The sequence below is a fragment of the Sphingomonas morindae genome (genome assembly GCF_023822065.1).
Classification (GTDB): Bacteria; Pseudomonadota; Alphaproteobacteria; order Sphingomonadales; family Sphingomonadaceae; genus Solisphingomonas; species Solisphingomonas morindae.
On the sequence record NZ_CP084931.1, the window covers coordinates 34,080 to 59,992 of the forward strand.

General features: G+C 68.9%; 16 protein-coding genes. 9 read left to right on the forward strand and 7 right to left on the reverse strand.

The window, feature by feature from the left end:
- Window positions 1–141 precede the first annotated feature (141 nt).
- The 3 genes from LHA26_RS16990 (at window position 142) to LHA26_RS17000 (ending at window position 1,840) form a co-directional block, all read left to right on the forward strand.
- The gene (locus LHA26_RS16990; RefSeq protein ID WP_252168690.1) at window positions 142–744 is read left to right on the forward strand and encodes a hypothetical protein; all 603 of its coding nucleotides are present in this window, start codon (window positions 142–144) and stop codon (window positions 742–744) included.
- A 291-nt stretch (window positions 745–1,035) separates the two neighbouring features.
- Window positions 1,036–1,488: a Ros/MucR family transcriptional regulator gene (locus LHA26_RS16995; RefSeq protein WP_252168691.1), complete on the forward strand. Its 453-nt coding sequence runs from the start codon at window positions 1,036–1,038 to the stop codon at window positions 1,486–1,488.
- Between the two features lie 76 nt (window positions 1,489–1,564).
- Window positions 1,565–1,840 (forward strand): HU family DNA-binding protein, encoded by a 276-nt coding sequence (locus tag LHA26_RS17000; protein WP_252168692.1) that lies wholly within the window; start codon window positions 1,565–1,567, stop codon window positions 1,838–1,840.
- A gap of 530 nt (window positions 1,841–2,370) precedes the next feature.
- Here the strand turns inward: LHA26_RS17000 and LHA26_RS17005 are convergent.
- The 4 genes from LHA26_RS17005 to LHA26_RS17020 all read right to left on the reverse strand — a co-directional run bounded on the left by LHA26_RS17005 (window position 2,371) and on the right by LHA26_RS17020 (window position 8,577).
- A complete protein-coding gene (locus LHA26_RS17005) occupies window positions 2,371–3,585 on the reverse strand; it encodes a replication initiator protein A (RefSeq protein ID WP_252168693.1) in 1,215 nt (404 codons plus the stop codon).
- A gap of 79 nt (window positions 3,586–3,664) precedes the next feature.
- Window positions 3,665–4,708, reverse strand: a complete 1,044-nt coding sequence (locus tag LHA26_RS17010) for a ParB/RepB/Spo0J family partition protein (protein WP_252168694.1) — start codon at window positions 4,706–4,708, stop codon at window positions 3,665–3,667.
- Between the two features lie 40 nt (window positions 4,709–4,748).
- On the reverse strand, window positions 4,749–5,915 hold the full coding sequence (locus LHA26_RS17015) for an AAA family ATPase (RefSeq protein ID WP_252168879.1): 1,167 nt from the start codon (window positions 5,913–5,915) through the stop codon (window positions 4,749–4,751).
- Window positions 5,916–6,171: 256 nt separating this feature from the next.
- The gene (locus LHA26_RS17020; protein WP_252168695.1) at window positions 6,172–8,577 is read right to left on the reverse strand and encodes a hypothetical protein; all 2,406 of its coding nucleotides are present in this window, start codon (window positions 8,575–8,577) and stop codon (window positions 6,172–6,174) included.
- A gap of 270 nt (window positions 8,578–8,847) precedes the next feature.
- On the opposite strand from LHA26_RS17020, the gene LHA26_RS17025 reads away from it, so the two are divergent.
- Genes LHA26_RS17025 through LHA26_RS17035 form a run of 3 tightly spaced genes read left to right on the forward strand, consistent with a single transcriptional unit; the run spans window position 8,848 to window position 15,568 of the window.
- Window positions 8,848–11,805 (forward strand): TonB-dependent receptor, encoded by a 2,958-nt coding sequence (locus tag LHA26_RS17025; protein WP_252168696.1) that lies wholly within the window; start codon window positions 8,848–8,850, stop codon window positions 11,803–11,805.
- Window positions 11,805–13,295, forward strand: coding sequence for a glucoamylase family protein (locus LHA26_RS17030; RefSeq protein WP_252168697.1), 1,491 nt, complete (start codon window positions 11,805–11,807; stop codon window positions 13,293–13,295). Before LHA26_RS17025 ends, LHA26_RS17030 begins: the two co-directional genes overlap by 1 nt.
- Window positions 13,292–15,568 (forward strand): glycoside hydrolase family 3 N-terminal domain-containing protein, encoded by a 2,277-nt coding sequence (locus LHA26_RS17035; RefSeq protein WP_252168698.1) that lies wholly within the window; start codon window positions 13,292–13,294, stop codon window positions 15,566–15,568. The genes LHA26_RS17030 and LHA26_RS17035 overlap by 4 nt, the downstream gene beginning before the upstream one ends.
- Window positions 15,569–15,990: 422 nt before the next feature.
- Here LHA26_RS17035 and LHA26_RS17040 read toward each other — a convergent pair whose 3' ends face one another.
- On the reverse strand, window positions 15,991–16,155 hold the full coding sequence (locus LHA26_RS17040) for a DUF2256 domain-containing protein (RefSeq protein WP_252168699.1): 165 nt from the start codon (window positions 16,153–16,155) through the stop codon (window positions 15,991–15,993).
- 120 nt (window positions 16,156–16,275) lie between these two features.
- On the opposite strand from LHA26_RS17040, the gene LHA26_RS17045 reads away from it, so the two are divergent.
- Together LHA26_RS17045 and LHA26_RS17050 are read left to right on the forward strand one after the other, a co-directional pair.
- Window positions 16,276–18,360 carry a TonB-dependent receptor gene (locus tag LHA26_RS17045; protein ID WP_252168700.1) on the forward strand — a complete coding sequence of 695 codons (2,085 nt, stop codon included), beginning with the start codon at window positions 16,276–16,278 and terminating at the stop codon, window positions 18,358–18,360.
- Window positions 18,360–19,442: a PepSY-associated TM helix domain-containing protein gene (locus tag LHA26_RS17050; RefSeq protein WP_252168701.1), complete on the forward strand. Its 1,083-nt coding sequence runs from the start codon at window positions 18,360–18,362 to the stop codon at window positions 19,440–19,442. The genes LHA26_RS17045 and LHA26_RS17050 overlap by 1 nt, the downstream gene beginning before the upstream one ends.
- Before the next feature lie 123 nt (window positions 19,443–19,565).
- On the opposite strand, the gene LHA26_RS17055 is transcribed toward LHA26_RS17050, so the two are convergent.
- A complete protein-coding gene (locus LHA26_RS17055) occupies window positions 19,566–22,616 on the reverse strand; it encodes a TonB-dependent receptor (RefSeq protein WP_252168702.1) in 3,051 nt (1,016 codons plus the stop codon).
- A gap of 563 nt (window positions 22,617–23,179) precedes the next feature.
- Here LHA26_RS17055 and ada point away from each other — a divergent pair.
- Window positions 23,180–24,316: a bifunctional DNA-binding transcriptional regulator/O6-methylguanine-DNA methyltransferase Ada gene (ada, locus tag LHA26_RS17060; RefSeq protein WP_252168703.1), complete on the forward strand. Its 1,137-nt coding sequence runs from the start codon at window positions 23,180–23,182 to the stop codon at window positions 24,314–24,316.
- Here ada and treF read toward each other — a convergent pair.
- Window positions 24,286–25,878, reverse strand: a complete 1,593-nt coding sequence (gene treF, locus LHA26_RS17065) for an alpha,alpha-trehalase TreF (RefSeq protein WP_252168704.1) — start codon at window positions 25,876–25,878, stop codon at window positions 24,286–24,288. The genes ada and treF overlap by 31 nt on opposite strands.
- Between the last annotated feature and the right edge of the window lie 35 nt (window positions 25,879–25,913).

The window sequence follows — 25,913 nt, forward strand, 5'->3', positions numbered from 1 at the left end:
TAAAGGCCCGCGTTTGACACTTTACCCGCGCCAGTTCTGACACTTTATCCGCGCCGAAGGTAAAGTGTCACGACTGGCAGAAGTGCCCGACGCCCAATTAGGGGATTCACAGCGACTCGGGCTTGTGCTTGGTATGTTCGCATGTCGCCGCTTGGATTTGCCCCCTCGGCTTCGGCCGACGCGCCGCTCCTTCCCGGGCTCGACGAGCCCCCTGCCCCGCCCGAGCGCCCGCTGGACGTGCCGGCCCTGTTGGAGCGGCTCCAGGCCGCCTCGAGCCGCCCGCGCTACGCCTTCATGGTGCTGAGCCTGATCGCCCAGGCGGCCGACGCCGCGGGCCAGGCCGGCCCCTATGTGCGCGAGGCGAACAGCCTCACCCCGCTGCGCGACTGGCTGTGCGACGCGCTCGCGCCCATGGCGGAGCGCGATCATCGCCGCATCGCGCTGCGCGCCGCCGTTCGCCGCGACCTGGAGCGCGACGGCCGCCTCGGCGATCTGGACGCCGATGTGGCGAGCCGCCGGATCGACGCCGAAGTGCGCGAGCGCGTGCGCGCGTCCGGCAAAACCAATGTCAGCCGCGCCGTGTCCGATCTCGTGCGCGCCGGGCTGATGCGCCGCCATTATCAGGGCTATCGCGTCGACCACGTCAATCGCGGCGCCCAGCGGCAGGCGGTCTATACCATTCCGGCGCCCGTGCGCCGTGCGCTGGGCGCCGTTCCTGGGCGGGGCAATCTCGCAACCCGATGAGATAATCAGAAAGATTGATCCAGATTATAGTTTATGTTTTTCACCAGCTTAGTGCGAGCAAGCCGCTTCAGGCGACAAAGAAAGTCACAATGCCCGCCATTGATGATCGCGCCCGCCGCCTCATATTGACATAGGTGAGCAATCTTATCGGCCGAAAAGCGGCTTAGCCGAATTTCCATCTACTCATCTCGGTAGAATTGGATACGATCTTCATCACCGGTTAACCTGCGGCATGAGCAAAGGCTATCAGACCCGCGGGGCGCCGCACGATGGTGATGGAGTAGAGGCGAGATGGAAGAGGCCAATCTGATTGAACTGACGGCCGAGATCGTCAGCGCGCATGTTTCGAACAACCAGATCGATACCGCCGAGGTGCCGGCCCTGATCGCGAATGTTCATCGGGCTCTCGCCGCCGCCACCGCGCCGCAGGCCGTCGAGGCGGAGCGCCCCGAGCCCGCCGTATCGATCAAGGCGAGCATCCGGCCCGATTATCTGGTCTGTCTTGAGGATGGCGCCAAGGTGAAGATGCTGAAGCGCTATCTGAGCGCGCGCTTCGGGCTGACACCGGACGAGTATCGTCGCAAATGGGGCCTGCCGCGCGACTATCCCATGGTCGCGCCCAACTATGCCGAAAAGCGCAAGCAGCTCGCGCTGGCGATCGGCCTTGGCCGCAAAAAGCCGGCCGAGCCCGTGGCGAAGACGCGCAAACCCCGCGCTCGCAAGGCCGAAACCGCCGAAGCGTGAGCGGTTTCGCATTGGACCGGTGGACGCATGGCCCTGGCTCGGCTAGCCGACATACGTCAATTCAGGAGGATAGACGATGAACAGTGCCGATCTCGCCCAGCACATCGCCGAAGGTCATTCGCTCAGCAAGGCGGATGCCAAGACCCTGGTGGACGCGGTGTTCACCGCCGTCGCCGAAGCGGCCGCGAAGGGCGAGGAAGTGTCGATCTCGGGCTTTGGCAAGTTCAAGGTCAAGGAGAGCGCCGCGCGCGAGGGCCGCAATCCGTCCACCGGCGCGACCATCCAGATCGCCGCGTCGCGCAAGCTCGGCTTCACCCCCGCCAAGGCGGTGAAGGACAAGCTGAACGGCTGATCCCCCTGTTCCGCACCCGCCGCCGCGAGGCAGGCGGGTGCGGGCACGGCGCCTACCCCCCTCCCCGCCCGCATCTCGGGCGACCAGGCTGAAGGCCTGCGCGGCGGCCCCGACAGGGCGCCCCCTTCTCTCTCCCCCCATCCATTCCTATCTCTGCTCCGTTAAGCGGTTAAGCCCAAGGTTAGAGGGTTAGCCGGCGCCCTCGAACGCGCGACTCACGGCGATGCGCCGAGTCGGCGGCACAGCTGCGTTCCCGAAGGATCGACGATCCGTTCCCGGAGGATCGACGCGCCTGTTCCCGAAGGATCGACGATCCGTTCCCGAAGGCCCGAAAGCCGTTCCCGGAGTGTCGACATCCGGTGCGCCACGGCGGCGCGCGCCTCGACATTGAATCAAATCCGCGAGCGGGCGGCCGATCTACGTTCAATGCGAAGAGGAGCGCGCGCGCGCGGCGCGGTCTGGCGTGGCCGGCGACGCTGGAAGCCGACACTTCGGGAACGCTCGCGGGCCGCGCCCCGGCCGCGGCCGGCTCAGCGTCCGAGCTGATGCTTGTTGCGCGCGTGATAGCCGCGCACGAAGCCGATAAAGGCGTTCTGGTAATTGGCCGGCGTGCGGGCGGGATCGCCCTCCACCCATTCGCGGAACTGCTGGTGGAGCGTCTGATAGTCCCAGCCGGGGCATTCGGCGCGAAGCGTGGCGAGGGTATCGTCCGTCACCCAGCCCTGGGTGGCGCGCGTCGAGAGGCTCGTGACGGTGCGGCGGATCGTCGCCATCGCGTCGATCAAGGGCGCGGGCTCGGCGCCCTCCCCGCCCGGCGCCATCGCCGCCGCATCGCCGTTGGTCGCGAGGGACGCTGCACGCTTGGCCCCCACGCGCGCGGCGCGCGGCGCAATGGCGGCGCCGGCGGCGGCAGGACGGCGGATCATGCGGAGCGCCGGCTCGCGCTTGCCGGCGGGCTGTTCCAGCCGCAGCGCATATCCGGGCAGCGCATCCTTTTCGGCGATCTTGGCGATCTCGAATTTGAAGCGGCGATATTGCCCCTCCGCGCCCGATTTCTCGAACAAAGTGGGCATGGTAATGGCGAAGCCGCCCTCCCCTGCGCCGCCGGCATGTTTGCGCGCCACCTTATAGAGCCAGCGCTCGCGGCCGCCCGAGATGTCGAAATAGGCGCGATCGATGGAGAGCACCCCGCCTTCCATCATCAGCCCTTCATAGAACCAGCCCGCCAGGCTCAACGACATGCCGCGCGAGCGCTCGGTCTTCTCGTCGACCAGCTGCGACCAGCTGTCGAGCCAGGAGAAGGTCGCCTCGCGGCGATTGTCGGCGCGGATATTGGTCTTCACCGTGGTCGATTGCAGGCGATCGAGCGCCTGGCCGAGCAGCTCATAGGCGCGCCCGGTGGTGGGGCGGCCGATCGCGCGCAGCAGATCAAAGGGCATGATATGCAGCGTGCGCGGAATATCGTTGAGGCCGCGCCGCCGCATATCGGAGATCATGCTCGCGCAGTAGATCAGGATGTCGGCATCCCAGATCGTCGCCATGCCATAATCTGGATTGGCCGAGACATGCACCCACACCTTGCCGTCCGGCGATCGATAGTCGATCGCCTTCAGCCGCTTCGCCTTGGCGAGGCTGAAGAAGGGCCGCTCCATCATCTCGCGCTGATCGCGCATCGGCAGATCGGAGAGATAGGGGAGGAAGAGATCGAACTGGGCGTCGATCGGGGTGCGGTTGGCGCGGGTCATGCCCGTGCCCGGGGCGCCGCATGCCCCCCGCCCCGCCCCGTCCGGGCCGCTGTCATCAAATGGTTTCCTGCAAGAAACATTAGCGCCGCAGGCCCCTTCCGTGGCGCTCCAGATCGCGCAGCGCCTCGCGCAGCGCGTCGGCGAGATCGGCGGGGGTAGCGCCCGATCCGGCATGGAGGCGCACGGTGACGCCCTGGCGGTTGGCGGAGAGCACGCTCAGCCCCGGGCGGCCGAGCCGCGAGGTCCAGCAGAAGAGCGCGGGCCGCTCCGCCTCTCCGGCGCGGGGCGCGGCCAGCAGGCGGCGCAGCACCTCGGCGGCGGGCACACCCCCCTCGCCCGCCGCCCGGCGCCGCGCCTGCTCGGCCGCAAGCCGCCCCGCCTCCGCCTCGATCAGCGCGGCGTCGCCGGGATCGGACAGGGCCTGGGCCAGGCCATAACCGGGGTTGAGCTGGATCTCCGCCGGCGAGGCGAAGGCGGCGATAACCGCCTCGGGCAGCCCGGCGACGCGGATCATCTTGGACAGCCAGCCCTTGGAGAGCTTGAGCCGCTCCGCCATGCGGGTGAGATGCCCCTCATAATGGGCGGTGAGCGCGGTCGCGTAGTTGCGCGCGCGCTCGAGATCGGACACGTCGCTGCGGGCGCGGTTCTCGAGATCGGCGAGACGGAAGGCGGCCTCGTCGTCAAGCTGCGCCACCTGCGCGAGGAACATCATGTCCGGATAGCTGTGCGCGCGCAGCCAGGCGATCGCCCAGTGGCGGCGCGTGCCCGCGATCACCTCATAATCGTGCGCGGGATCGCCTTCGACCCGCCGCACCACGGCCGGCACCTTCTGTCCGCCCTCGGCGATGATCGAATCGATCAGTTCGCGACAGCCGGCCTCCGACAGATCGGCATAGATGCGGGCATTGCCCGGCCAGATCCGCACCCGCGCGGGATCGAGCAGCAATTGGGTGACCTGCCGGACCTCGCCCGAGGCGACACGGGCGAGCGCGCTTTCGCGGCTGAGCAATGTGGCGGGCGCGAGCCGGGCGGCGCGCGGCGCCGTCTCCTCGGGGGGAGACCCCTCCCCCGTCTGATCCTCGCCCAGCAGGCCGGCCAAATATTCGGACTGTTTGCGCGCCATGGCTTACCTACTCAACGCGGGAGAAAGGGGGGAGCAAGGATCAGGCGGCATGGACGATCGCCTCCTCGGGCAGCGGCTCCACCCGCCCCCAGCCGCGTCGCACGAGCTGCTCGACCTGGGCGAGCGCCTCGTCGAGATTGGACCGGCAGCGCTTGTGCGTGCGGGCGGTGCCGATCGGCTTCTCCAGCTCGTAGATCGTCATCATCCGCAAGGCGGCATGGCTGATCTCGGCGGAATCGAGGATCGGTACGGGCAGCAGCGCCGGCCCGAACGTGCCCTCCATGATCTGCCGCACCATGGCGTGCGAGGGATCATTGGCATCGAATTTGGAGCAGAGCAGGCGGACAAAGCCATAATCCACCTCGATCCCGGCCTGAGCGAGCTGGCCGAGCACCTGATCCATCATCGACAGGAACTGCACGGTGGAGCAGAAATCCGGCGTGGTCGCCGCCAGCGGCACCAGCAGCGCATTGGCCGCCTGCATCACCGCCAAGCTGATCGTGCCCAGCGCGGGCGGCGGATCGAGGATCACCACATCATAGTTGCGCGCCAGATCCGCCAGGCCCTTTTTGAGCTTGCGGAAGCGGGTGGCGAGGATCGATCCGCCATCCGCGCCGGCGGCGGCAAGCTCATATTCCACATCGAACAGTTCGAGGTTGGACGGGATGAGATCGACATTGGGCCAGGGCGTCTTCTGCACGGCGTAGAGGAGATCGGCCTGGGTCGGGTCAATCGAGAGATAGGGATAGAGCGTCTGCTCGCGCGTGATGTTGAAATGCGGGTTGAAGCCGAAGAGCGTCGTGGTGGTCGCCTGGCTGTCGCAATCGACCACCAGCACGCGATAGCCCTGCACCGCGAAATAATGGGCGAGGTGGCAGGTGACGGTCGACTTGCCGACGCCGCCCTTGAAATTCTGCACCGCGATGATCGCGGGCTGATCCTGCTCCTGCCGCGCCGGCGAGGCATCCAGCACGGCGCGCATGTGCAGCAGCTCCTCCACCGTGTAGCCCAGCCTGCGGCCGCTATCGGACGCGGGCGGGGCGGGGAGGCGGCCATCCTCTTCCGCCATGCGGATGCGGTTGGTGGAGCAGCCGAGCAGCTGCGCGGCCTCGGCGATGCCGAAGCGGACATTCAGCCCCTTCCGGCTTTCGGGTAGAAAGGCTTTGCGGCGCAGGCGCTCGATCATGCGCTCGCCCGCCTCGGCCATATCCGAGATGCGGGCGACTTCTGAATGCTGTTCCACCACGTCTGGTGCCCCTGAAGCTTTATGAGTGCATAATGCTCCATAAAGCTTCAGGCAACCGGCTTATGGCCGGGCGGGATGCAGGCCGTGCCTTTCGTTGTCGATTGAATACCAGGCAGGGAGGCTGTTTCCTTTAGGAAACGGCCGAACGCGAATGCGGCGCCACTACGGAATATGGCGCAGAATCAACGGCATAGCCCATGTTTCCCGGAAGAAACGGCTAGGATTGGGGCGTCGGCGTGCCGATGGTGGCAATGCCCATCGGATCATCGCGCAGGCGCAGATAGAGGGTCGAGCCTGCCGGACGCGGTATGTCGAGGAGCGTCCCCACAAAGCCATCGGGCACGGCAAGGGCGCGGGTAAAGCCCGGATCCACCGCCACGCCGCGAATCAGATACAGCGCATCGCCGCCGAGCGTGCAGCCCGCCTCGGGCGCGGCCGGGCAGCGCAGCTGGTCGATGCGGGGGAGGCGGACGAGCACCGCGAGCGGATGCCACGCGCCAAGGGCTTCGCCGCGCCGCACCCGATAGCGCAGCGGGCCATAGAAGCCGGCCGGCGCGCCGGCGGTGTCGAGCCGGGCGACGGCGATCTGCGCATCCTGCTGGGTCAGGCCGTGGCCGAAGCTCAGGATCATCGCGGCGGCGGCATTGGCTTCCGGCGCGATCTCGATCTGCTCGTCGCCCGACCAGCCGGCGCCCTCCTGACGCAGCGAGAAGCGCAGCGCGCCGCCGGCCGGAAGCCGATCCTCACCCTGGAGGTGGATCGGCAGCGGCCCGGTGTCGGCCGGCGCGGTGATGGCGCGGGCGACCAGCATGGCGTCGGGCAGCGGCGGCCCCACCCGGGCGGAGAGCGTGCTGGCGCGCCCATCCTTGAAGCGGATGCGGGCGGTAGCGCTGCTGCCCTCGGCCAGTGCGGGGGCACCGGCCGGCGGATTGATCGTCAGCCGATCGCCCTGCGAATCCTGATCGAGCGTCGCCGGAACCCAGTCCTGCCCGGCGATGGTGACCGCCGCGACCTGATCAAGCCGCGTTCCGAGCAGCAGCCCCGGCGCGTTGCCGGCGCGGAGCGTGAGCGTGCGCGGCCGGGCCGCCTCGCCATAGGCGTGAAGCGGCAGCGCCTCGGGCTGATCCAGCCCGGTTTCGTCGAGCAGCAGCGTCAGCGCGCCGGGCTCGACACCGTCCAGCGGCAGCGCGAGCGCGAGGCGTTCCGCCCCGTCGGACGTGATCGCCACGGGCCGGGTCTCGCCCGAAGCCAGGCGCAGCCGCGCGCCGGTGACGCATGGCGCGGCGCCACCGCTGAGGTGAAGCGTCGCCGCGCGCCCTGCGGCAAGGCGATCGGCCTCGTCGGCGGCGATCTGCCATTGGCCGGGGCGGGGGAGGGCGAGCGCCAGGCTCGGCCCCTCATAGCCGTCAAAGCCCCACTGGCCATGGAGCGTGCCGGTGAGCGGCCCGGCAAGCGTCGACAGGCGTGGCCCCGCGCCGGCCACCACAAAGTCGCCCTGCGTCGCATCGGCATGCGCCGGAAGATCGAGCAGATGGCCGGCCGGGTCGCGCACGCGCAGCCGCAGATCATGCGCATAGCCGGTGGAGAAGACGAGCGGCGCGCCGGTGACCGGCACCAGCATCGATGCGCCGCCGGCGCAGATCGCCTCCGCCCCGGCGCTGAGCGGGGGCGGGGGGGCGGCCGCCACGGCCGGCAGGGCTGTGACGAGGACGGACTTGGGATTGTGGAAGGAGGGCGCCGCGTTGAGGATCAGCCGCGCGGCATCGCCCTGATCCTGGCGCAGCGCCGCGATATACTGGTATTTGGCGGTGTGCAGCGAGCTGAAGATGCCGATGATGTCGCGGATCGCGCCGATATAGGGGCTGTAGAAGCCGAGGCCGCCCTGCGGCGTGGCGGCCAGCTGCAGCGCGAGATCGGCGCCCGGTCCGGTCAGCGCGTCGCTGATCGCGCTGCTGTGGCCGTCGCTCAGCACCAGCGCGTCCTGGTTCTGCATCAGGCAGGACGCCTGGAGCGTGGGCAGCTTGTCGAGGCAGTCCGGATTGATCTTGATGCCCAGCGTGCGCGCGAGAACGGGCGTTATCCGCGCCAGCCGGGCCGGATCATCCGCCGCAGCCGGCGCGCGCACCGCCGCGAGATAGCGATCCAGCCGCGAGCGATCGAGCGTGGCCTGGTTGATATCCTGCGCGGCGCGGACGAAGGCGCCGGGCTTACCGCGCACGGCGCTGCGCAGCGTTGGAAAATCGCCGCCCGTCTCGGGCGCGAGGAAGAGCAGCACCTGCTGCGCATCGGGCGGCACGCGCAGGCTTAGCCCCGCGCGGCCCGCCTTGGTCCAGGTTTCGACGCGGCTGAACCACGCCTCGGGGGGCGGGTTGGTCGCGCCGCGCAGAAAGGCGGCGATCAGCAGATAATGGGCGGCCTGATCGGGCGGCAGATCGGCGCGCACACTCAGCTGGTCGCCCGCCGCAAGGCCGGGCACGGCGGCGATCGGGAGGCTGCGGCCGCCGCGGAGCACCGAGACACGGAGCGTCGGGCCGGTCAGATCAAAGGGCGCCGGATCGGCCCGCGCGATCCCGGCGGCGGCGGCGAGGCCGATCAGCGCGGCGGCGAAACCCCAGTTCGACATGTCTGCTCTTCCTCCACCCATGCCCGATCGACCCGCCTCTACGGCCGCCGGGCTGAACGCCGCTTTTCCCGACCGGAAAAATGCGCGGCCGCACGCATCGGATGCACGCAGCGGACGGAGCGGTAACGGCGCGAGCATCCGGCCGCAGCGATGCACGCGCGCGCCGCCACGGGAACAAATTCGCAAACCCGCTGTCTCTCCTGTGCGGTCGCGTGGGATCGGCCGCTATAAGAGCATCAGAGACCTATGGGTCCGGCCAGGGAGAGGGTCATGTCCAATCGCATCGGGCGCCATCATCGCGCCCGCCTTTTGCTGCGTGGCGCGATCGGCGCCGCGCTCGTCACGAGCGGCGCCGCTTCGCTCGCCCAGCTTACCACCGCCACCTTGCGCGGCACCGTCAGCGGCGCCAACGGCGCGCCTGTTACCGTCACCGCGCAGGAGACGGGCACGGGGCTGATGCGCCATGCGGTAACGGGGCGCGACGGCAGCTATACGCTGCCCGGCCTGCGCCCCGGAAGCTACACACTGCGCTTCGAGGCGGCCGGATTGCGCGCGACGCGCGACGTGACGATCGGCGTCGGCCAGTCCGCCACGCTCGACATCGCGCTGGCGCCGGCGGCCGCGCCGGCGGGGCAGGGGGCGGCGCCGGCCTCGCCGGACAAGAACGCCATCATCGTCACCGCGACCCGCCTCGTCGAGACGCGGACATCGGAGGTGGCCACCAACGTCACCACCCAGCAGATCCAGAATCTGCCGCAATCCAGCCGGAACTTCCTCAACTTCGCGCAGCTCGCGCCGGGCGTGCGCGTCAGCACCAATCCGTTGCGCAAGACGTTTTCGGGCGGGAGCGTAGGTCAGGATCCCAATGGCGACAGCCTGGCGAGCCCGCAGGTCAATGTCTTCATCGATGGCGTCAGCCTCAAATCGGACATCCAGCAGGGCGGGATCGTCGGCGGCGACAGTTCGCGCGGCAATCCCTTTCCCCAGGCGGCGGTTCAGGAATTCCGCGTCCTCTCGTCCAATTTCAAGGCGGAATATGAGGATGCCGGCACCGCCGTGATCTCGGCGGTCACCAAGAGCGGGGGCAACAGCTTCCACGGCGAGGCCTTCGGCTTCTTCCAGTTGGACAGCTTGCGCGCCAAGGATTATTTCCAACGCCGCAACGCCGCCGCCGGCGTGGCGGATGAAGGCAAATTCAGCCAGAAGCAATATGGCGCCTCGCTCGGCGGCCCGATCATCAAGGATCGCCTGCATTTCTTCGTCGCCTATGAGGCGAATGAGCAGAAGAATGTGCAGAGCGTGACGATCGGCCAGCAGACGCCCGACAATATCGCTCGCTTCGGCCGTTATCAGGGCAGCTATACCAGCCCGTTCCGCGAGGATCTCGGCTTCGCCAAGCTCAGCCTCGAGGCGAGCGAGCAGGATCGCATCGATCTCTCCGGCAGCATCCGCAAGGAACATGAGATGGCCGGCTTTGGCGGCCAGACCGCCTATGAGGCGGGATCGCGCACCGCCAACACCGTCTATACCGGCCGCCTGCGGTGGCAGCATGACGCGGGCGACGTATCGAACGAGGCCAGCCTCAATTATCTCTACTATAAGTTCGATCCCTCCATCCTAAGCCCCGATCAGGTGGGGCAGAATTTCGATAGCGCGCTGCGTATCGGTGGCGCGTCGACCAGCCAGAAGGTGGTGCAGAAGGGCTTTACGCTGCGCGACGCCGTGACGATTTCGAATGTGGACTTCCTCGGCGGCAATCACGTCTTCAAGACCGGCTTCAAGCTCGCCTTCCAGGATTATACCGTCAACAACGCGCTCAACGCCAATCCCGTCTATAATTATGCGAACCGACCGGATCTGAACGAGGATTTCAGCCAGCCCTTCGAGGCGCAATATGGCGTCGGCAATCCCGAGGTGCGCGCCAAGGATACACAGCTGGGCCTGTTCGCGCAGGATGATTGGCGCGTCACGGACAGGATCACGCTCAATCTCGGCCTGCGCTGGGATTATGAGACCAACGCGAAGAACAATGATTATGTCACTCCGCCCGACGCGGCGGCGGCGCTGCGCGCGCTGGAAGCGGTGCTGGCGCCGCAGGGCAGCAGCTTCCGCGCGGCGGACTATATTTCCACCGGCAAGAACCGCAAGCCGTTCCTCAAGGCGATTCAGCCGCGTGTCGGCGCGTCCTATGATCTGTTCGGCGATCAGCGGACCGTCGTCTTCATCGGCTGGGGCCGTTATTATGATCGCACCCTGTTCCGCAATGCGGCGGAGGAAGCACTCTTCCGCCAATATACGTCGCGCAGCTTCCAATTCTCCAAGGATGGCCTGCCGCGCAACGGCCAGCCCACCATCCTCTGGAACCCCGCCTATCTCACCGGCGGCCGCGCCGCGCTGGACGGGCTGATCGCCAGCAGCACCGCGCCCGCGGGCGAGCTGCGCATCATCCGCAATGACGTTAAGCCGCCGCATACCGATCAGTTCAGCCTCGGCGTGCGCCAGAAAGTGGGGCGGCTGATCAGCGGATCGATCAGCTACCAGCATGCCGATGCGCGCGACCAGGTCGGCTATTATCCGGTGAATCGCTCGGTGGCGCGCAACGCGGCCGGTTTCCTCGATTTCATTCCCGTCACCGGCTTTTCGGATGTCGTCGCGATGACACAGGCGCGGGCTAGCAAATATGACGCGATGTTCGTCACCTTCGACAAGGCCTTCACCCGCGCCTCGCCCTGGTCGCTCAACATCGCCTACACGCTCGCCTATTCCAAGGAGCGGGGCTATTCGTTCAACTTCGATTTCCCCGATGTCGCGCAGCAGCCCTTCCGGCCCAATGCCGGCAATGAGCGGCATCGCGTGGTCGTCTCGGGTCTGGCGCAGCTGCCGCTCGGCTTCCAGATCTCGAGCCTCGCCGTGTTCGGATCGGGCCAGCCCTTTCTCGTCACCGACCAGCGCAATGGCGCCGGCGCCGGGCTGGTGCTGGGCAATTACGGGAACAGCAAGGCCTTCCGCCAGGTGGATGTGCGCCTCACCAAGGATGTGCCGCTGTTCCGGACCGGCGCCAAGCTTCAGCTCATCGCCGAGCTCTTCAACATCTTCAACCGCGCCAACTTTGCCGGCTATGACGGATTTCTGCCGCAGGCGCCGGCGACCAACCCGAGCTTCGGCGTGCCCAACACGCTGGCCGGGCCGCCGCGCACCTTTCAGTTCGGAGCGCGTTTGACCTTCTGATGACCAGGACCGACCGCATACCGCCCGGGCTCGGGCGCCGCGCCCTTCTCGGCGGCTCGCTGGCGGCGCTTGCCGGCTGCTCGGCGGTGCGGCTCCAATCGCCGATCGAATGGCGCAGCCCCGAAGCGGCGCCGGGCGCGGCGCCCAGCCTGCCGCCGCTGGTGCCGAGCCCGGAGATGGAAGCCTTTCTGGACGATGTCCAGCTGCGGACCTTCGCCTATTTCTGGTGGACGACCGAACGCGGCCGGGGGCTGGCGCCGGATCGCTTCCCCTCGGGCAGCTTCGCCAGCATCGCCGCCATGGGCTTCGCGCTCACCGCCTTCGTGATCGGGGTCGAGCGCGCCTATGTGCCACGCACGGAGGCGGCGGCGCGCACGCTGGCGATGCTGCGCTTCCTCGCGAAGGCGGAGCAGGGGCCGAGCCCGCAGGGCATGACCGGCTATCAGGGCTTTTTCTATCATTTCCTCGGCATGCGCAGCGGCGCGCGCTTTGGCGGCTGCGAAATTTCCACCGTGGACACGGCGCTGCTGATGGCCGGCGTGCTGCTGGCGCAAAGCTATTATGATCAGCCGCAGGAGCAGGAGATCCGCGATCTGGCGGACAAGCTCTATCGGCAGGTCGATTGGCGCTGGGCGATGACCCGCGCGCCGGTGATCGCGCTGGGCTGGACGCCGGAGGGCGGCTTCATCCCCTATGATTGGGTGGCCTATAATGAGGGGATGCTGGTCTATATCCTGGCGCTCGGCGCGCCGGTCTATGGCCTGCCGCGCGCCAGCTGGGATGCCTGGAGCGTCCGCCTCGCCACTTTCTGGACGGACAGCGGCGCGCTGTCCATGCTGCGCTTTCCGCCGCTGTTCGGGCATCAATACAGCCATGTCTGGATCGATTTCCGCAAGATCCAGGATGATTTCATGCGCGGCAAGGGGATCGACTATTTCGAGAACAGCCGGCGCGCCACGATCGCCCAGCGCAATTACGCGCTCGCCAATCCCATGGGCTGGCGCGGCTATGCCGGCGATCAATGGGGGCTGACGGCGTGCGACGGGCCGGGCGAGATCACTGTCAACCAGGGCGGCGAGCCGCGCGTCTTCCACGCCTATGCGGCGCGCGGCGTCGGCGCGCTGGATGATGGCACCATCGCGCCCACGGCGGCGGGCGGATCGGTGCCCTTCGCGCCCGAAATCTGCATTCCCACGCTGATGGCGATGCGCCGGCGCCATGGCGACGATCTCTACGGCACCTACGGCTTTTACGACGCCTTCAACCAGAGCTTCCAGGATGCCGGGGCGCGGCTGGAGCGCGGCAAGCTGGTGCCCGGCAAGGGCTGGTATGACAGCGACTGGGTGGGTATCGACCAGGGGCCGATCCTGGCGATGATCGAGAATTACCGCAGCGGCCTGATCTGGCGGATCATGAGCCGCAACCCCTATATCCAGGCCGGTCTGCGCAAGGCCGGCTTCACCGGAGGCTGGCTGGAGCCGCGCGCATGACGAGGATCGGACGCAGGGCGCTGCTGATGACGGCGGCGGGGGCCGGGCTGGCCGCACGGGCGGGGCGGGGCCTCGCGCTCGGCCCCGTCGAGCGCCATGGCCCGGCCTTCATCGAGGATCTGATCGGGCGGATGACGCTGGAGGAGAAAGCCGGCCAGCTTTCGATCATGGCGTCGGCGATCGGCGGCGCGGCGGCGACCGCGCTCAACCCGCCGGGACGCGGCGCGACGGTGCGCGCCCAGCTGGCCGATGCCCGCGCCGGCCGGATCGGCGCCATCTTCAACGGCCAGGGCGCGGACTGGCACCGCCGCCTGCAGGAAGAGGCGGTGCGGAGCCGGCTCGGCATCCCGATGTTCTTCGCGGCCGACATCATCCACGGCTTCCGCACCATCTTTCCCGTGCCGCTGGCCGAGGCGGCGAGCTTCGATCCCGAACTCGCGCGCCGCACCGCGCGCGCGGCGGCGCGCGAGGCGGCGGCGGCCGGGCTCGATCTCACCTTCGCGCCCATGGTCGATATCGCGCGCGATCAGCGCTGGGGCCGCGGCGTCGAGGCGGCGGGCGAGGATGTGCTGCTGGGCGAACGTTTCGCGGCGGCGCGGGTGCGCGGCTTCCAGGGCAATGGCCTGGCAGAGGACGATGCCGTCGCCGCCTGCGCCAAGCATTTCGCCGCCTATGGCGCGGGCGAGGCGGGGCTCGAATATAACAGCGTCGATATCTCCGAGCTGCGCCTGCGCGAGACCTATTTCCCGCCCTTTCGGGCGGCGGTCGGCGCCGGTGTCGCATCGGTGATGGCGGCTTTCAACGAGATTAACGGCGTACCCGCCACCGCCAATCGCTGGCTCCTGGGCCATGTGCTGCGCGACGAATGGCATTTCGCCGGCCCGGTGATCTCGGACTATACCGCCGATGCCGAGCTGATCGCCGCCGGCTATGCCGCCGATGGGCGCGATGCCGCGCGGCGCGCGTTGCTGGCGGGCGTGGACATGAGCATGGAGAGCGGCCTGTACCGCGCCCATCTGCCTGCGCTGGTCAAGGCGGGGGCGGTGCCGATCGCGCGCGTGGACGAGGCGGTGCGCCGCGTGCTGACGCTGAAGGCGCGGCTCGGCCTGTTCGACGATCCCTTCCGCCGCCTTGCGCCCGGCCGCGAGGCGGCGCGCGTGCTGCGCCCCGAAACGCGCGCACTGGCGCGCGAGGCCGCGACGCGATCGGTCGTGCTGCTGCGCAACGAGGGCGGGCTGCTGCCGCTCGATCCGGCGGGGACGGGGCGGATCGCGCTGATCGGGCCCTTCGCGGCGGGCCAGCATGATCTGATCGGGCCGTGGAACGTCTATGGCGACGATGCGCAGGCGGTCGATCTCGCCACCGGGCTGCGCGCCGCGCTCGCCGATCCGACGCGGCTTGTGGTGACGCTCGGCAGCGGCGTGGAACAGCCGCTCGCGGGCGGGATCGCCGCCGCCACCGCCGCCGCGCGCGCCGCCGATCTGGTCCTGCTCGCGCTGGGCGAGAGCCAGCAAATGTCGGGCGAATCCCAATCGCGCACGGCGATCGTGCTGCCCGCGCCGCAACAGGCGCTGGCGGAGGCGGTGCTCGCCACCGGGCGGCCGGTGGTGCTTCTGCTGAAAAATGGCCGGGCGCTAGCGCTGCCGCCGACGCTGCTGGCGGCGCGGGCGATCCTCGTCACCTGGTTTCTCGGGACCGAAACCGGCCCGGCGCTGGCTGATATCCTGTTCGGGATTGCGGCGCCGTCGGGCCGGCTGCCCGTCAGCTTCCCGCACGAAAGCGGGCAGGAGCCTTATTATTACGCGCACAAGCCGACCGGGCGGCCGGCGCCGGACGGGCCGCAACAGCCGTACAAGGCTCAGTATCGCACCACGGGCAATACGGCACTCTTCCCATTCGGCCATGGACTTACCTATGGTCGCATCCGCTATGCCGGGCTCCGGACAAGCGCGTCCCGGCTGAGCGGGGAGGGAGCGGTGACGATTTCCGCCGAGATCCACAATGACGGGAGCCGCGCCGCCTCCGAGCTGGTGCAGCTATACGTGCGGCCACGGGTCGCGGCGGCCACCCAGCCGGTGCGGCGGCTGGTCGATGTGCAGCGCGTCTCCGTGCCGCCGGGGGGGCATGCGACGGTCCGCTTCACGCTCGGCGCGGCGCAACTGCGGCGGCTTGGTCCCGATCTTCGGCTCGATCTGGCGGAAGGGCCGATCGACCTCTGGGTCGCGCCTTCGGCCGAGACGGGCCTGCAGACGGTGATCGACTATGCGGTCTGATCGCGCGCCCGCGCCCCGCGCGCGCTGGTCGCGGCGGCGGCGGCCGCGCGGCCGGCGGCCGATGCCGGCCCGCGCCCGGCCGGCGCACGCCTCGCCACGGCGGGCGTCGGCGCAAGCGCCCGCGACGCCCCGGGCGCCGTCGCGCATGCGGCGGATGCTCGTCTGGTGGCGCGGGCTCGAACCCGGGCGTCGGCTGGAGATGGAAGCGCTGGCGGCGCTGCTGGCGGGCGCGGCCGCGCTGTTCACGCTGCGCTGAGCAGGCGCGGCAGCCGCTGCCGGACCATGGATCAGCCCCGCTGAGGCGCAGCGGGTCGGCCGCGCACGGGGGCCGGGGGCGCGCAGGGCGCGTCGGCGCATGCGGCAGCCTTTGACGACGCTGCGAGAGCCAGTCGGGCCCATGGCCCGCGCCGGCCTTGTCGTGATCAGCGGCGGGGCGGCTCCGCGTCGGGCGCCGCGCCGCGCCCGCGGCAGCGATCGGAGCAGTAGCGGACCTGTTCCCAATCCCGCGCCCATTTCTTCCGCCACGCAAAAGGCCGCTGGCAGGCCGCGCAGATCTTGGTGGGGAGCGTGGGTTTCTTGTGCGCCATGGAGAGCCAACGCGCGACGCGCCGCCGCGGCGTCAGGATGCAGCTCGATTTGCTGTTGCGAGTGGATAGCATTAGCGTTAGGTCGGCCGGGCCATGGGGGCGGTCTGGATCGGGGGACGGATGCTCATATTTCTGTGCGGAGCCTTGGCGGCGGCGGCGGCGATCCCGGCGGCCGCACCGTCGCCCGAGCCCGATCTGGACGCCGAAATCCTCGTGACGGGAAAGCAGGCATCGCCGTTCAAGGCCGAGATCGTGCAGATCGGCGCCTTCCGCAATCAATCGATCCTCGATACGCCCGCCAGTGTCGCGGTGGTGCCGCGCGCGGTGCTCGATGCGCAACAGGCGCAGGGGCTGGACGATGCGCTCCGCAACACCGCCGGCATCACCCAGCAATCGACCAGCCCGACCACGACCAACAATTTCCTGTCGCGCGGCGTGCTGATGAACGCGCGGACCAATTATCGCCTCAATGGCGCGCTTCAGATCATCAATCTCGGTCCGATCCCGCTTGAGAACAAGCAGCGGGTGGAGCTGCTCAAGGGCGTGTCCGCGCTCTATTACGGGATCAGCACGCCGTCGGGCATCGTCAATGTCGTGACCAAGCGGGCCGGCCCTGCGCCCGTCACCAGCTTCTATGGCACCGGCGACGATCAGGGCGGCGTGGGCGGCGGTGTCGATATCGGGCGGCGCTTCGGCCCGGATCAGAGCTTCGGCGCGCGCGTGAACCTCTATGGTGCGCGGCTGCGCCTGCCGATCGACGGCGTGGGAGGCGCGCGCTACCTCGCCAGCGGCGCCTTCGATGCGAAGCCGAGCGAGCGGCTGACCCTCGTCTTCGATATCGAGCAGTATCGCCGCGCCAGCAACGAGCCGGGCGGCCTCACCCTGCCGTCGGCGGTGCAGGGCCGGATCACGCTGCCCGCCATCCCCGATCCCGCCAGCCGCTACGCGCCGCGCGGCGCGCCCTATCGCACCTGGGCCACCAATATGCTCGGCCGCGCGGATTATGCGCTGGGGGGCGGCTGGTCGATCCGCGCCGAGGCGGGCCATGCGCGCACGAGGCGGCAGCGCACCATGGCCAATCTGCTGGTGACCAACCCCGCCACCGGCGCGGGCCAGGTGACCGCCAGCTATACGGGCGATCAACGCTACACCAATCTCTACTGGCGCGCCGAGCTGGCGGGCACGCTGACCGGGCTTGGCGTGCGCCACGAGCTTCTGTTCGGCTATGCGCGCAACCGCCAGCGCCAGGCGGACCAGCATGCGCAGAATTACGCGCCTTACGCGCAAAGCCTCACCCAGCCGGTGACGATCGATTTCGCGGCCCTGCGCCCCACCGCGACGCGGCTAACGCCGGGCGCGATCAATATCGATACCGGCCTCTACGCGCTCGATCTGGCGCATGTCGCGGCGTGGCTGACCGCGATCGGCGGCGTGCGGCATGTGGATTACGCCACCCGCGCCGCGCCGGCGGCCGCCTATGCGATCCGCACCTGGACGCCGACGGGAGGCCTGGTGCTGCGGCCCAGCCGGCGCACCAGCCTCTACGCCACCTATATCGAAGGGCTGGAGAGCGCGGGCACGGCGCCCGATGGCACCGTCAATGCCGGCGCGCTGCTCGCCCCGGTGCGCAGCCGTCAGCTCGAGCTGGGCGCGCGCGCCGAATTCAGCGGGGCGCTGCTGTCGCTAGCCTGGTTTCGCATCAATCGCGGCCTGAGCTACACCGATCTCGCCACCAACCGCTATGTGGTGAATGGCCGCCAGATCAATCGCGGCGTGGAGGCGAGCCTGCTGGGCGGCCTCGGCCATGGCGTGTCGCTGCTGCTGTCGGGCCAATATCTGGTCGCGCGCCAGGCGCGCACGGGCAATCCGCTACAGGACGGAAAATTCGTCGACAGCGTGCCGAAATGGTCGGGCTCGGCCTTTGCGGAATATCGCCCGTCCGTACTGCCTGCGCTCGCGCTCAACGCCGGGGTCTATTACACCGGCCGCCGCTTCACCGACGCGCAGGATCGCGGCGTGCTGCCCGGCTATGCCACGCTCAGCCTGGGGAGCAGCTACCGGATCCGCACCGGCACGGCGCAGGAGGTGACGCTGAGGCTCAACGCCGACAATGTGACGAACCGACGCTACTGGTCCACCGGCGGCGCCACTCTTTATGTGGGCGTGGCACGGGTGGTGCGCGCCTCGGCGGCGGTGGCGCTCTGATGCGCTGGATCGATCGCCTCCACCGCTGGACGGGCGGCCTGATCGGGCTTCTGCTCGCGCTGATCGGGCTGACCGGCGCGCTGCTCGTCCATCGGCGCGCCTGGATCCTGCTTCCTCATACGGGCGATGCCCCGCGCCAGGACAGCGCGCATCTCGCCGCCACCGTGGCGCGGGTCATGGCCGATCCGAAGGCGCGGCCCGAGCAGCTGATCTTCGCCGAACCGGGCTTCGGCCTGGACCGGCTCGCCTTCAAGGGCGGGGCGGGGGCCTATCTCGATCAGGCCGGCGGCCTTGTCGCGCGCTGGTCGAGCCAATGGGCGCGGCCGGAATTGTGGCTGTTCGATCTGCATCGCCATCTGCTGGCGGGTGACGCCGGCGAGACGCTGGTCGGCGTGGCGGGGCTGGTGGGGATCGGCTTCGTGCTGACGGGCCTCCTGCTCTGGTGGCGCACGCGGCGCAGCTTCGCCTTCCGCCTCTGGCCGCGACGGATGAGCCGGCCGGCCATTCTGCGCCACCACCGCGATCTCGGCATCGTCATGGCGCCGCTGCTCCTGCTCTCCTTCGGCACGGGCACGTTGCTGGTGTTCCGGCCGCTGACCGCGATCGTCTTCGGGCCGTCCGCGCCGGCGGCGATCCGCGCGGCGACGGCACCGCCGCCCGCGCCGCCCGCGCCGCTCGCCGCCAGGCTCGATTGGGCGGCGATGGTGCGCGTCGCGAGAGCCCGCTTTCCGCAGGCGGAGCTGCGCAGCGTCACGCTGCCCCGGCGCGGCAACGGGCTGATCACGCTGCGGATGCGCCAGCCCGAGGAGTGGCTGCGCGGCGGCCGCACCATCCTGTGGTTCGCGGCGGACAGCGGCCGGCTGATCGCCGCGCGCGATTCCCGCGCCGCGCCCGGGGCGGCGCGCGTCTTCGGGCTGCTCTTCCCGCTGCACGCGGCCGAGGTGGGCGGCCTCGCCTATCGGCTGGTGATGACGCTGTCCGGCCTGACTTTGGGCCTGTTCGGCACGCTGACCGTCTGGTCCTTCTGGTTCCGCCGCCCGCGCCCGCGCCCACTTCCAGCGCCGCGCCCCGACAGGCGGTGATCAGCGGATCCGTGCCCGCTAGGCTCGGGCCGGGACCGACCCTCGGCTGGCTCCGGAGTGCGCTTCGGGCCAGCCACCCCCCAGTGAAATGGGCGGTGCGCTGGCCCCAAGGCGTTCCGCGGATCAGAAGGTGACGCGCACCGATCCGGTATAGCGGCGGTCGCTGGCGAACCAGGCGCGGCCGAGATAGCCGACCGACTGCTTCATCAGCACCCGGTTGGTGGCGTTGTTGAGATTTTGCGCCTCGACGCCGACCGAAAGCTTGTCGTTGAAGAACTTCAGGAAGATCGATCCGTCCAGCTGGCCATAGGCGGCATTGAAGGTGGGCAGGCCCCACACCACGCAATGATCCGCCGCCGAGGCGCCGCACTGGACGCCGCCCGGCGTGAGCGGCGAGCCGTCGCTGCCCTGCGTGCCGTTGATGTTGGTGGCGAGCAGGTAGCGGCTGCGCCAGTTATAGGCGAGGCGGACCGAGAGCAGGCCTTTCTCGTAATAGCCGGCGACATTGTAGCTATATTTGGACAGCCCCTCGAGCGGCAGCCGCCCGAAGATCGCGCCGTTGGTGTCCACGCCATTGGCCGAGACGAAGGCGGCGCTGTTGGACTGGAGGCTCGCGAGATTGGTCTTGGTCGTGCTGCTGACGAAGGTGAAGTTGGAGGTGATGCCGAAGCCGTTCAGCCAGCCGGGCAGGAAGGTGAAGGCCTGGTTATAGGCCAGCTCAAGTCCCTTCACGTTGGCGGTGCCGACATTTTCCGGCTGGGTGAGATTGTAGGTCACCCCCGCGAATTCGTAAGGCGTCGCGACATTGCGGATGATGTTCTTGAGGTGCTTGTAGAACACGGTTCCGGTGAGCGAACTGGCCTTGCCGAAATACCATTCCAGCGCACCGTCGAGCTGGGTGGAGCTGGTGGGCTTGAGATAGGGATTGCTGCTCGCGGTGGAATTGAAATTATAGGTGCCCGTCGTCTGGTCGAACGCGGCCGAGAGCTGGGTATAGGCCTGGAGCTGGTTGAAGTCGGGTCGCGTCATGGCGCGCGCGGCCGCGAACCGGGCCTGGAGGCGCGGCGTGAACTTGTAGAGCAGGTTGAGGCTCGGCAGCCAGAAATTATAGTTGTTCTTTGCGACGAGGGACTGGGTGTCGCCGGTGAATTGCGGACCGCCCGGAGGCGCGCCGGCGATCGGCGCCGGCTGCACGATGAAGCCCGTCGCCGCGGTGGTGGTGCGCACCCACCGCAGCCCGATATTGCCGCTCAACGGCAGGCCGGCCGTGTCGAAATCGAAGTTGAGCAGGCCGTAGAGCGCGTAGCTATGCTCCTTCTGCAGGTTGCGCTGGGCATCGCCAAAGGCCGCGAGCGCGAAATTGGGGCAGGCCGAGGCGGGATTGATCTCCTGGCAGAGCTGGGTGGTGAGCGCATGGAGCGCGGTATAGGTGTCGGGATAGCCGGTCGCCTGCGACGTCGCGGGGAAGATCAGCTGGCTCGGCACATTGGCGCCGCCATGATAATAGTTGCTGCCGAAGTTGAACGCCTGGCTGGCGAGCGGGAATTCGGACAGATAGGCGAGACGCGGGATGGTGGAGCCGACCTGCCAGGTCTGGCTCACCGGCTGCCAATTATAGGGCGAGGCCTGGTTGTTCGCCTTGGTGTCGGTGCCGCGGCCGCCGAAGCGGAAGCTCTTCAGGATGCCGCCATTGTCGAAATCATAGCTGAGATCGGCGCGATAGGCCCATTCATTGGCCTTGTTGCGGCCGAGCTGGTCCATCGTGAACGCCCAATAATAATTGTTGGGGTTGCTGAGAAAGGCTTCGTCCACCGAGAGGCGCGGCACGCCGTGGGTGAGATCGAGCGTCTGGCTGGGCAGATTGATGCCGGTGGCGACGGTCGAATCGAAGTTGCTGGCGGTCGCGTGGACATGCTGGAGATCCGCGCGCAGCGTCAGACGCTCGGTCGGATGCCATTTGATCGAGCCCGAAATGTCGGTCGTGTTGGACCGCTGATCGGCGCTGCGCACATCGTTGTTGAAGGGCATGCCGCCGCCGGCGATCGTCAGCGGATCGGTCTCGGTGCCGCTCACGAACACGCCGCGATCGTCATAGGCGAATTGCGTGCCGGCCGCCGGCTGGATGTTATAGGCGTTGGTCTGGGCGAAGATGGCGTGCTCGTCCCAGTGGAACTTGTAGCGCGACTGGAAGAAGGTGGTGGTCACCTCGAGCGTGTCCGCCGGCTTCCATTGCAGCGCGCCATAGGCGCCGAAGCGGCGGCGCGTGAAATCGAGCTGGCGCCAATCCACCCCCTTGGGCACGTACACGGTCTTGCCGGGGACGAGATCGGTGCGGGGATAATAGGCCTCCACCTGCACGCCATCGGTACGGGTGGAGCTGCGCGAGAAGGCGACGTCGGCGAGCACGCCGATCTCGCCGATCGGCGTCTCCCAGCGATTGCTGTAGAGGCCCGAGACGCTCGGCTCCCACTTTTTGCGCAGATCGCCCCAGCTGCCCGAGCCGGACACGCTGATCACCTGGCCCTTATTGTCGAAGGGCAGGCGCGTGCGCAGATTGACGAGGCCGCCAATGCCGCCTTCGATCAGATCGGCCGAGGGATTTTTATAGACATCGACCGCGGCCAGCAGTTCGGGCGGGATATCCTGGAAGCTCAGCGTGCGGCCGCCATTAGCGCTGAACGCATCGCGGCCGTTCAGCTCCGAGCGGACGAAGGTGAGACCGCGGATGTTCACCCCCGATCCCTCGACCGAGAAATGGTCCGGGTCGCTGCGCGAGATGAAATGGTCGATGGTGACGCCGGTCACGCGCTGCAGCGTCTCGGTGACGCTGCGATCGGGCAGCTTGCCGATATCGTCGGCGGTGATGGAGTCCACGATCTGGGTGGCGTTGCGCTTGATGCCGATCGCGCTGGCGATGGCGGCGCGCTGGCCCGTCACCACGATGTCCTGCGCGGCCGGACTTGCGCGACCGGCGGCTTCGGCGGCGCTCGCCTGATCGGGACGCGGCGCGGCGGCATGGCCGGCATCGGACTGGCCCGCCATGGCGGCATCGGCGGGGCTGGGCAGGGCGGCGCTGCTCGCCTGGGCGAAGGCCGGCGCGGCGCCGAGCGCCAGGGCGGAAACCGAAAGCAGGGCGCAGGCGCGGCGGCGCCGGGCACGATCGATCACGGGCACGGAAAATCCTTTCAGGAAAAGCGGAGGGCGCGGCGCCGCACGCTGGGCGCGGCGGATCATGGTGGAGCAGGCAGGCAGGAGGCAGGAGATGGCCGGCGCGGCCCTGCGGGCGTGCGACACGGCAGCGCTGTCAGTCACGGCGCTGATGTTACCGCTAACGAACGCTGAGTGCAGTTTCCCCATGACACGCATCCCCCCGATTGCGGTCTTCGCCGCATATGTTCGAGTTATCAGCGAGTCCGGCCGCTCGACAATCCATGTAGCGAGACATGACTGAAAAACCGGAAATTGATGCAGATTTGCTACACTTTGTTAACAGCGGAGCGGGCGGCGCACTTGCACGTGAAAGCCGGATTCGCAGGTGCAGTCCGCGCGACCGGTCAAGTCACCGCTGCGGGTTGGCGAGAGGCGACTTGTCCGAGTTTGCATGTGAACCAAGCTTCCAGCAAGAAAATGGAGGGGCGGCCAGCGCGTCGTTGCACGGCCAGTTCGATGGCGCGTTCCGGAGCGCGGCGCGATCGGCCGCGCGATATCTGCTAAGGGGCCGCAACAAGGAGGCTGCCATGGCCATGCTTTCCGATTCTGATCATCGTGCCGCCGATCCCCGTTATGCGCAGGTCCGCGCGCGCGACCGCACGGCCGATGGCGCCTTTGTCTACGCGGTCCGCACGACGGGCGTCTTCTGCCGCCCCTCGTGCGGCGCCCGGCCCGCCAGGCCGGAGAACATCGCCTTCTACGACAGCGCGGCGGAGGCGGAGGCCGCCGGGTTCCGCCCGTGCAAGCGATGCAGGCCGAACGAGGAGCAGGCGCCCTCGCTTTCGATCCGCATGCGCGCGGTCGCCGCAGAGATCGACGCCCGGCTCGACACGCCGCTGCCGCTGTCGGATCTGGCGCGCATCGCCGGCATGAGCGCCTCGCACCTCCAGCGCAGCTTCAAGTCGGTGTTCGGGATCACGCCCAAGGCCTATCACGCGGCCAGACGGCTGGCGGCGCTCAAAGCCGGACTGCGGGCCGGGGACAGCGTGCTCGGGGCGATGGCCGAGGCCGGCTATGGTTCGACGAGCCGCCTCTACGCGCTGGTCGATGACGGCCTTGGCATGACGCCCTCCGCCTATCGCGCGGGGGGTGCGGGGGAAATGATCGTCCACGCCACGCGGGATACCGCGCTCGGTCCGCTGATGATGGCGGCGAGCGGGCGGGGCGTGTGCTTCGCCCAGTTTGGCGACGGGCCCGAGGCGCTGCGCGCGCAGCTCGCCGCCGAATTTCCACGGGCTGAGCTTCGCGCGGCCGCCGCCCCGCACGACGCCGCGCTCGATGCGTGGATGGAGGCGATTGACGCGCATCTGTCGCGCGGCGCGCCCAGCCCGGATCTGCCCGTCGATCTGCGCGGCACGGCGTTCCAGATCCGGGTGTGGCGCTTCCTGCTCGGCGTCAAGCCGGGCGAGCGGATATCCTATGCCGATGTGGCGCGGGGCATCGGCGCACCCCGCGCGGTGCGCGCCGCCGCCAGCGCCTGCGCGGCGAACCGCATCGGCGTGCTGGTGCCCTGCCATCGCGTATTGCGCGGCGATGGCGGCCTGGGCGGCTATCGCTGGGGCGTAAATCGCAAGCGCGCGCTGCTCGATCGCGAGCGGGAGGGCGGGGCGCCGGACGCCGCGCCGCCGCCGGATCAGGGCAGGTCGCGATCGGCGATGCCATAGCGCTGCATCAGCGCGCTGACCGAGCCGTTGGTCCAGCCAAAGCCATCCTGCACCGCATATTCGCCACCACCGCCGGGTGCCTGGGTCTCGACATCATATTTTTCGACGACGCGCCCGGTGGCCTTGTAGAGACGGTTTACCGTGGCGAGCCAGCGATCGGCGATGGTGCGCGCCAGCGCGTCCTCGCCATAGCGGGACAGGCCCTCCACCGCGATCCAGTGCAGCGGCGCCCAGCCATTGGGCGCATCCCATTGCTGGCCGGTGCGCCGCGTGGTGGTGCGCATGCCGCCCGGGGCGAGCAGATCGCGCCGCACGCGCGCGGCTGTCGCGTGCGCCTGGTCCGGCGTGGCGAGGCCGACGAAAAGCGGCGTCAGCAACGCCGCGGACACGATCGGGGTCGGCGCCTTGCGGGCGCGATCCCAATCGACGAAGCGCGCCTCGTCGGCGGACCAGAGCCAGCGGCCGATCGCCGCCTTGCGCGCGGCGGCCTGCGCGGCGAAGTCCCGCGCGGCGGCGGCATCGCCCGCCTCGGCGCAGCGCCGCGCCAGGCTCTCCTCCATCGCCCAGAGCAGGCTGTTCAGATCGATGGGCACGATCTCGGTGGTGCGGATCGTCGCCAGGCCCTGATAATCGCCCAGCCAGCGCGCGCTGAAATCCCAGCCGCTTTCGGCAGCGGCGCGCAGATCGCGATTGACCGGGCGCGGCCCGGCGGCGGCGCTGGTGGCGACGTCCTCGACATAGGATTCATCGCGCGGCGTGTCGCGCGCGTCCCAATAGCGGTTGAGCAGGCTGCCATCGGGCATGCGCACCACGTGCTGGCAGGCGCCGCTCGCATCGAGGCAGGCGGCGCCGGCCATCCAGTAGCGATGCTCGGCCTTGAGCGCGGCCAGCCTTCGCCGCGCCACCGCCGGATCATGATTGTCCGAAAGGGCGAGCATGAGCGCGAAATAGGGTGGCTGCGAGCGGCTCAGATAATAGCTGCGCGTTCCGTTGGGGATATGGCCGTAGCGCTCGATCAGCGACACGAAATTGTCGAGCATGGACTCCACCATCGCCGTCTGCCCGTCCGCCTTCAGGCCGAGCATGGTGAAGTACGTGTCCCAATAGTAGAATTCCTGATAGCGGCCGCCCGGCACGACATAGGCATAGGGCAGCGCCAGCGCGGATGATCCCGCCTTGGTGGCGAGCGGCGGCTTGGACAGGATCGCCCAGAGCGACTGGATGTGCGCGCGCAGCGGCAGCGCCTGCGCCGGCCGCGCTTCGGCCTGGACGAAAAAGCGGGCGACAAAAGCGGCCAGCGCATCGCGCCCGGCGGGCCGCTCGGCGCGGTAGGCGGCCATGATGTCGGCCGGGGCGGCATTGGGGATCATGTCGGCGAAGGTCTTGCTGTCGGGAAAGACGCGCGCGAGCTCGACCGCGCGGAACAGCGGCCCGTACAGATCCTCGGGCGTCGCCGCGCCGGCCGCCACGGCCAGGCTCTGGCGGGCGGCGGGCGCGGGTGCGGGCGCGGCGGCAGACGGCGCCGCGGCCGCCAGAAGCGCGGCGGAAAGAAACACTGGCATCGGAAACCCTCGACAAGGGCCGGCCGGACCTGCTC

Coding starts and splice junctions, on each gene's coding strand:
- LHA26_RS16990 (WP_252168690.1), top strand. CDS start 142: ATGTCGCCGCTTGGATTTGCCCCCTCGGCTTCGGCCGACGCGCCGCTC.
- LHA26_RS16995 (WP_252168691.1), top strand. CDS start 1,036: ATGGAAGAGGCCAATCTGATTGAACTGACGGCCGAGATCGTCAGCGCG.
- LHA26_RS17000 (WP_252168692.1), top strand. CDS start 1,565: ATGAACAGTGCCGATCTCGCCCAGCACATCGCCGAAGGTCATTCGCTC.
- LHA26_RS17005 (WP_252168693.1), bottom strand. CDS start 3,585: ATGACCCGCGCCAACCGCACCCCGATCGACGCCCAGTTCGATCTCTTC.
- LHA26_RS17010 (WP_252168694.1), bottom strand. CDS start 4,708: ATGGCGCGCAAACAGTCCGAATATTTGGCCGGCCTGCTGGGCGAGGAT.
- LHA26_RS17015 (WP_252168879.1), bottom strand. CDS start 5,915: ATGGCCGAGGCGGGCGAGCGCATGATCGAGCGCCTGCGCCGCAAAGCC.
- LHA26_RS17020 (WP_252168695.1), bottom strand. CDS start 8,577: ATGTCGAACTGGGGTTTCGCCGCCGCGCTGATCGGCCTCGCCGCCGCC.
- LHA26_RS17025 (WP_252168696.1), top strand. CDS start 8,848: ATGTCCAATCGCATCGGGCGCCATCATCGCGCCCGCCTTTTGCTGCGT.
- LHA26_RS17030 (WP_252168697.1), top strand. CDS start 11,805: ATGACCAGGACCGACCGCATACCGCCCGGGCTCGGGCGCCGCGCCCTT.
- LHA26_RS17035 (WP_252168698.1), top strand. CDS start 13,292: ATGACGAGGATCGGACGCAGGGCGCTGCTGATGACGGCGGCGGGGGCC.
- LHA26_RS17040 (WP_252168699.1), bottom strand. CDS start 16,155: ATGGCGCACAAGAAACCCACGCTCCCCACCAAGATCTGCGCGGCCTGC.
- LHA26_RS17045 (WP_252168700.1), top strand. CDS start 16,276: ATGCTCATATTTCTGTGCGGAGCCTTGGCGGCGGCGGCGGCGATCCCG.
- LHA26_RS17050 (WP_252168701.1), top strand. CDS start 18,360: ATGCGCTGGATCGATCGCCTCCACCGCTGGACGGGCGGCCTGATCGGG.
- ada (WP_252168703.1), top strand. CDS start 23,180: ATGGCCATGCTTTCCGATTCTGATCATCGTGCCGCCGATCCCCGTTAT.
- treF (WP_252168704.1), bottom strand. CDS start 25,878: ATGCCAGTGTTTCTTTCCGCCGCGCTTCTGGCGGCCGCGGCGCCGTCT.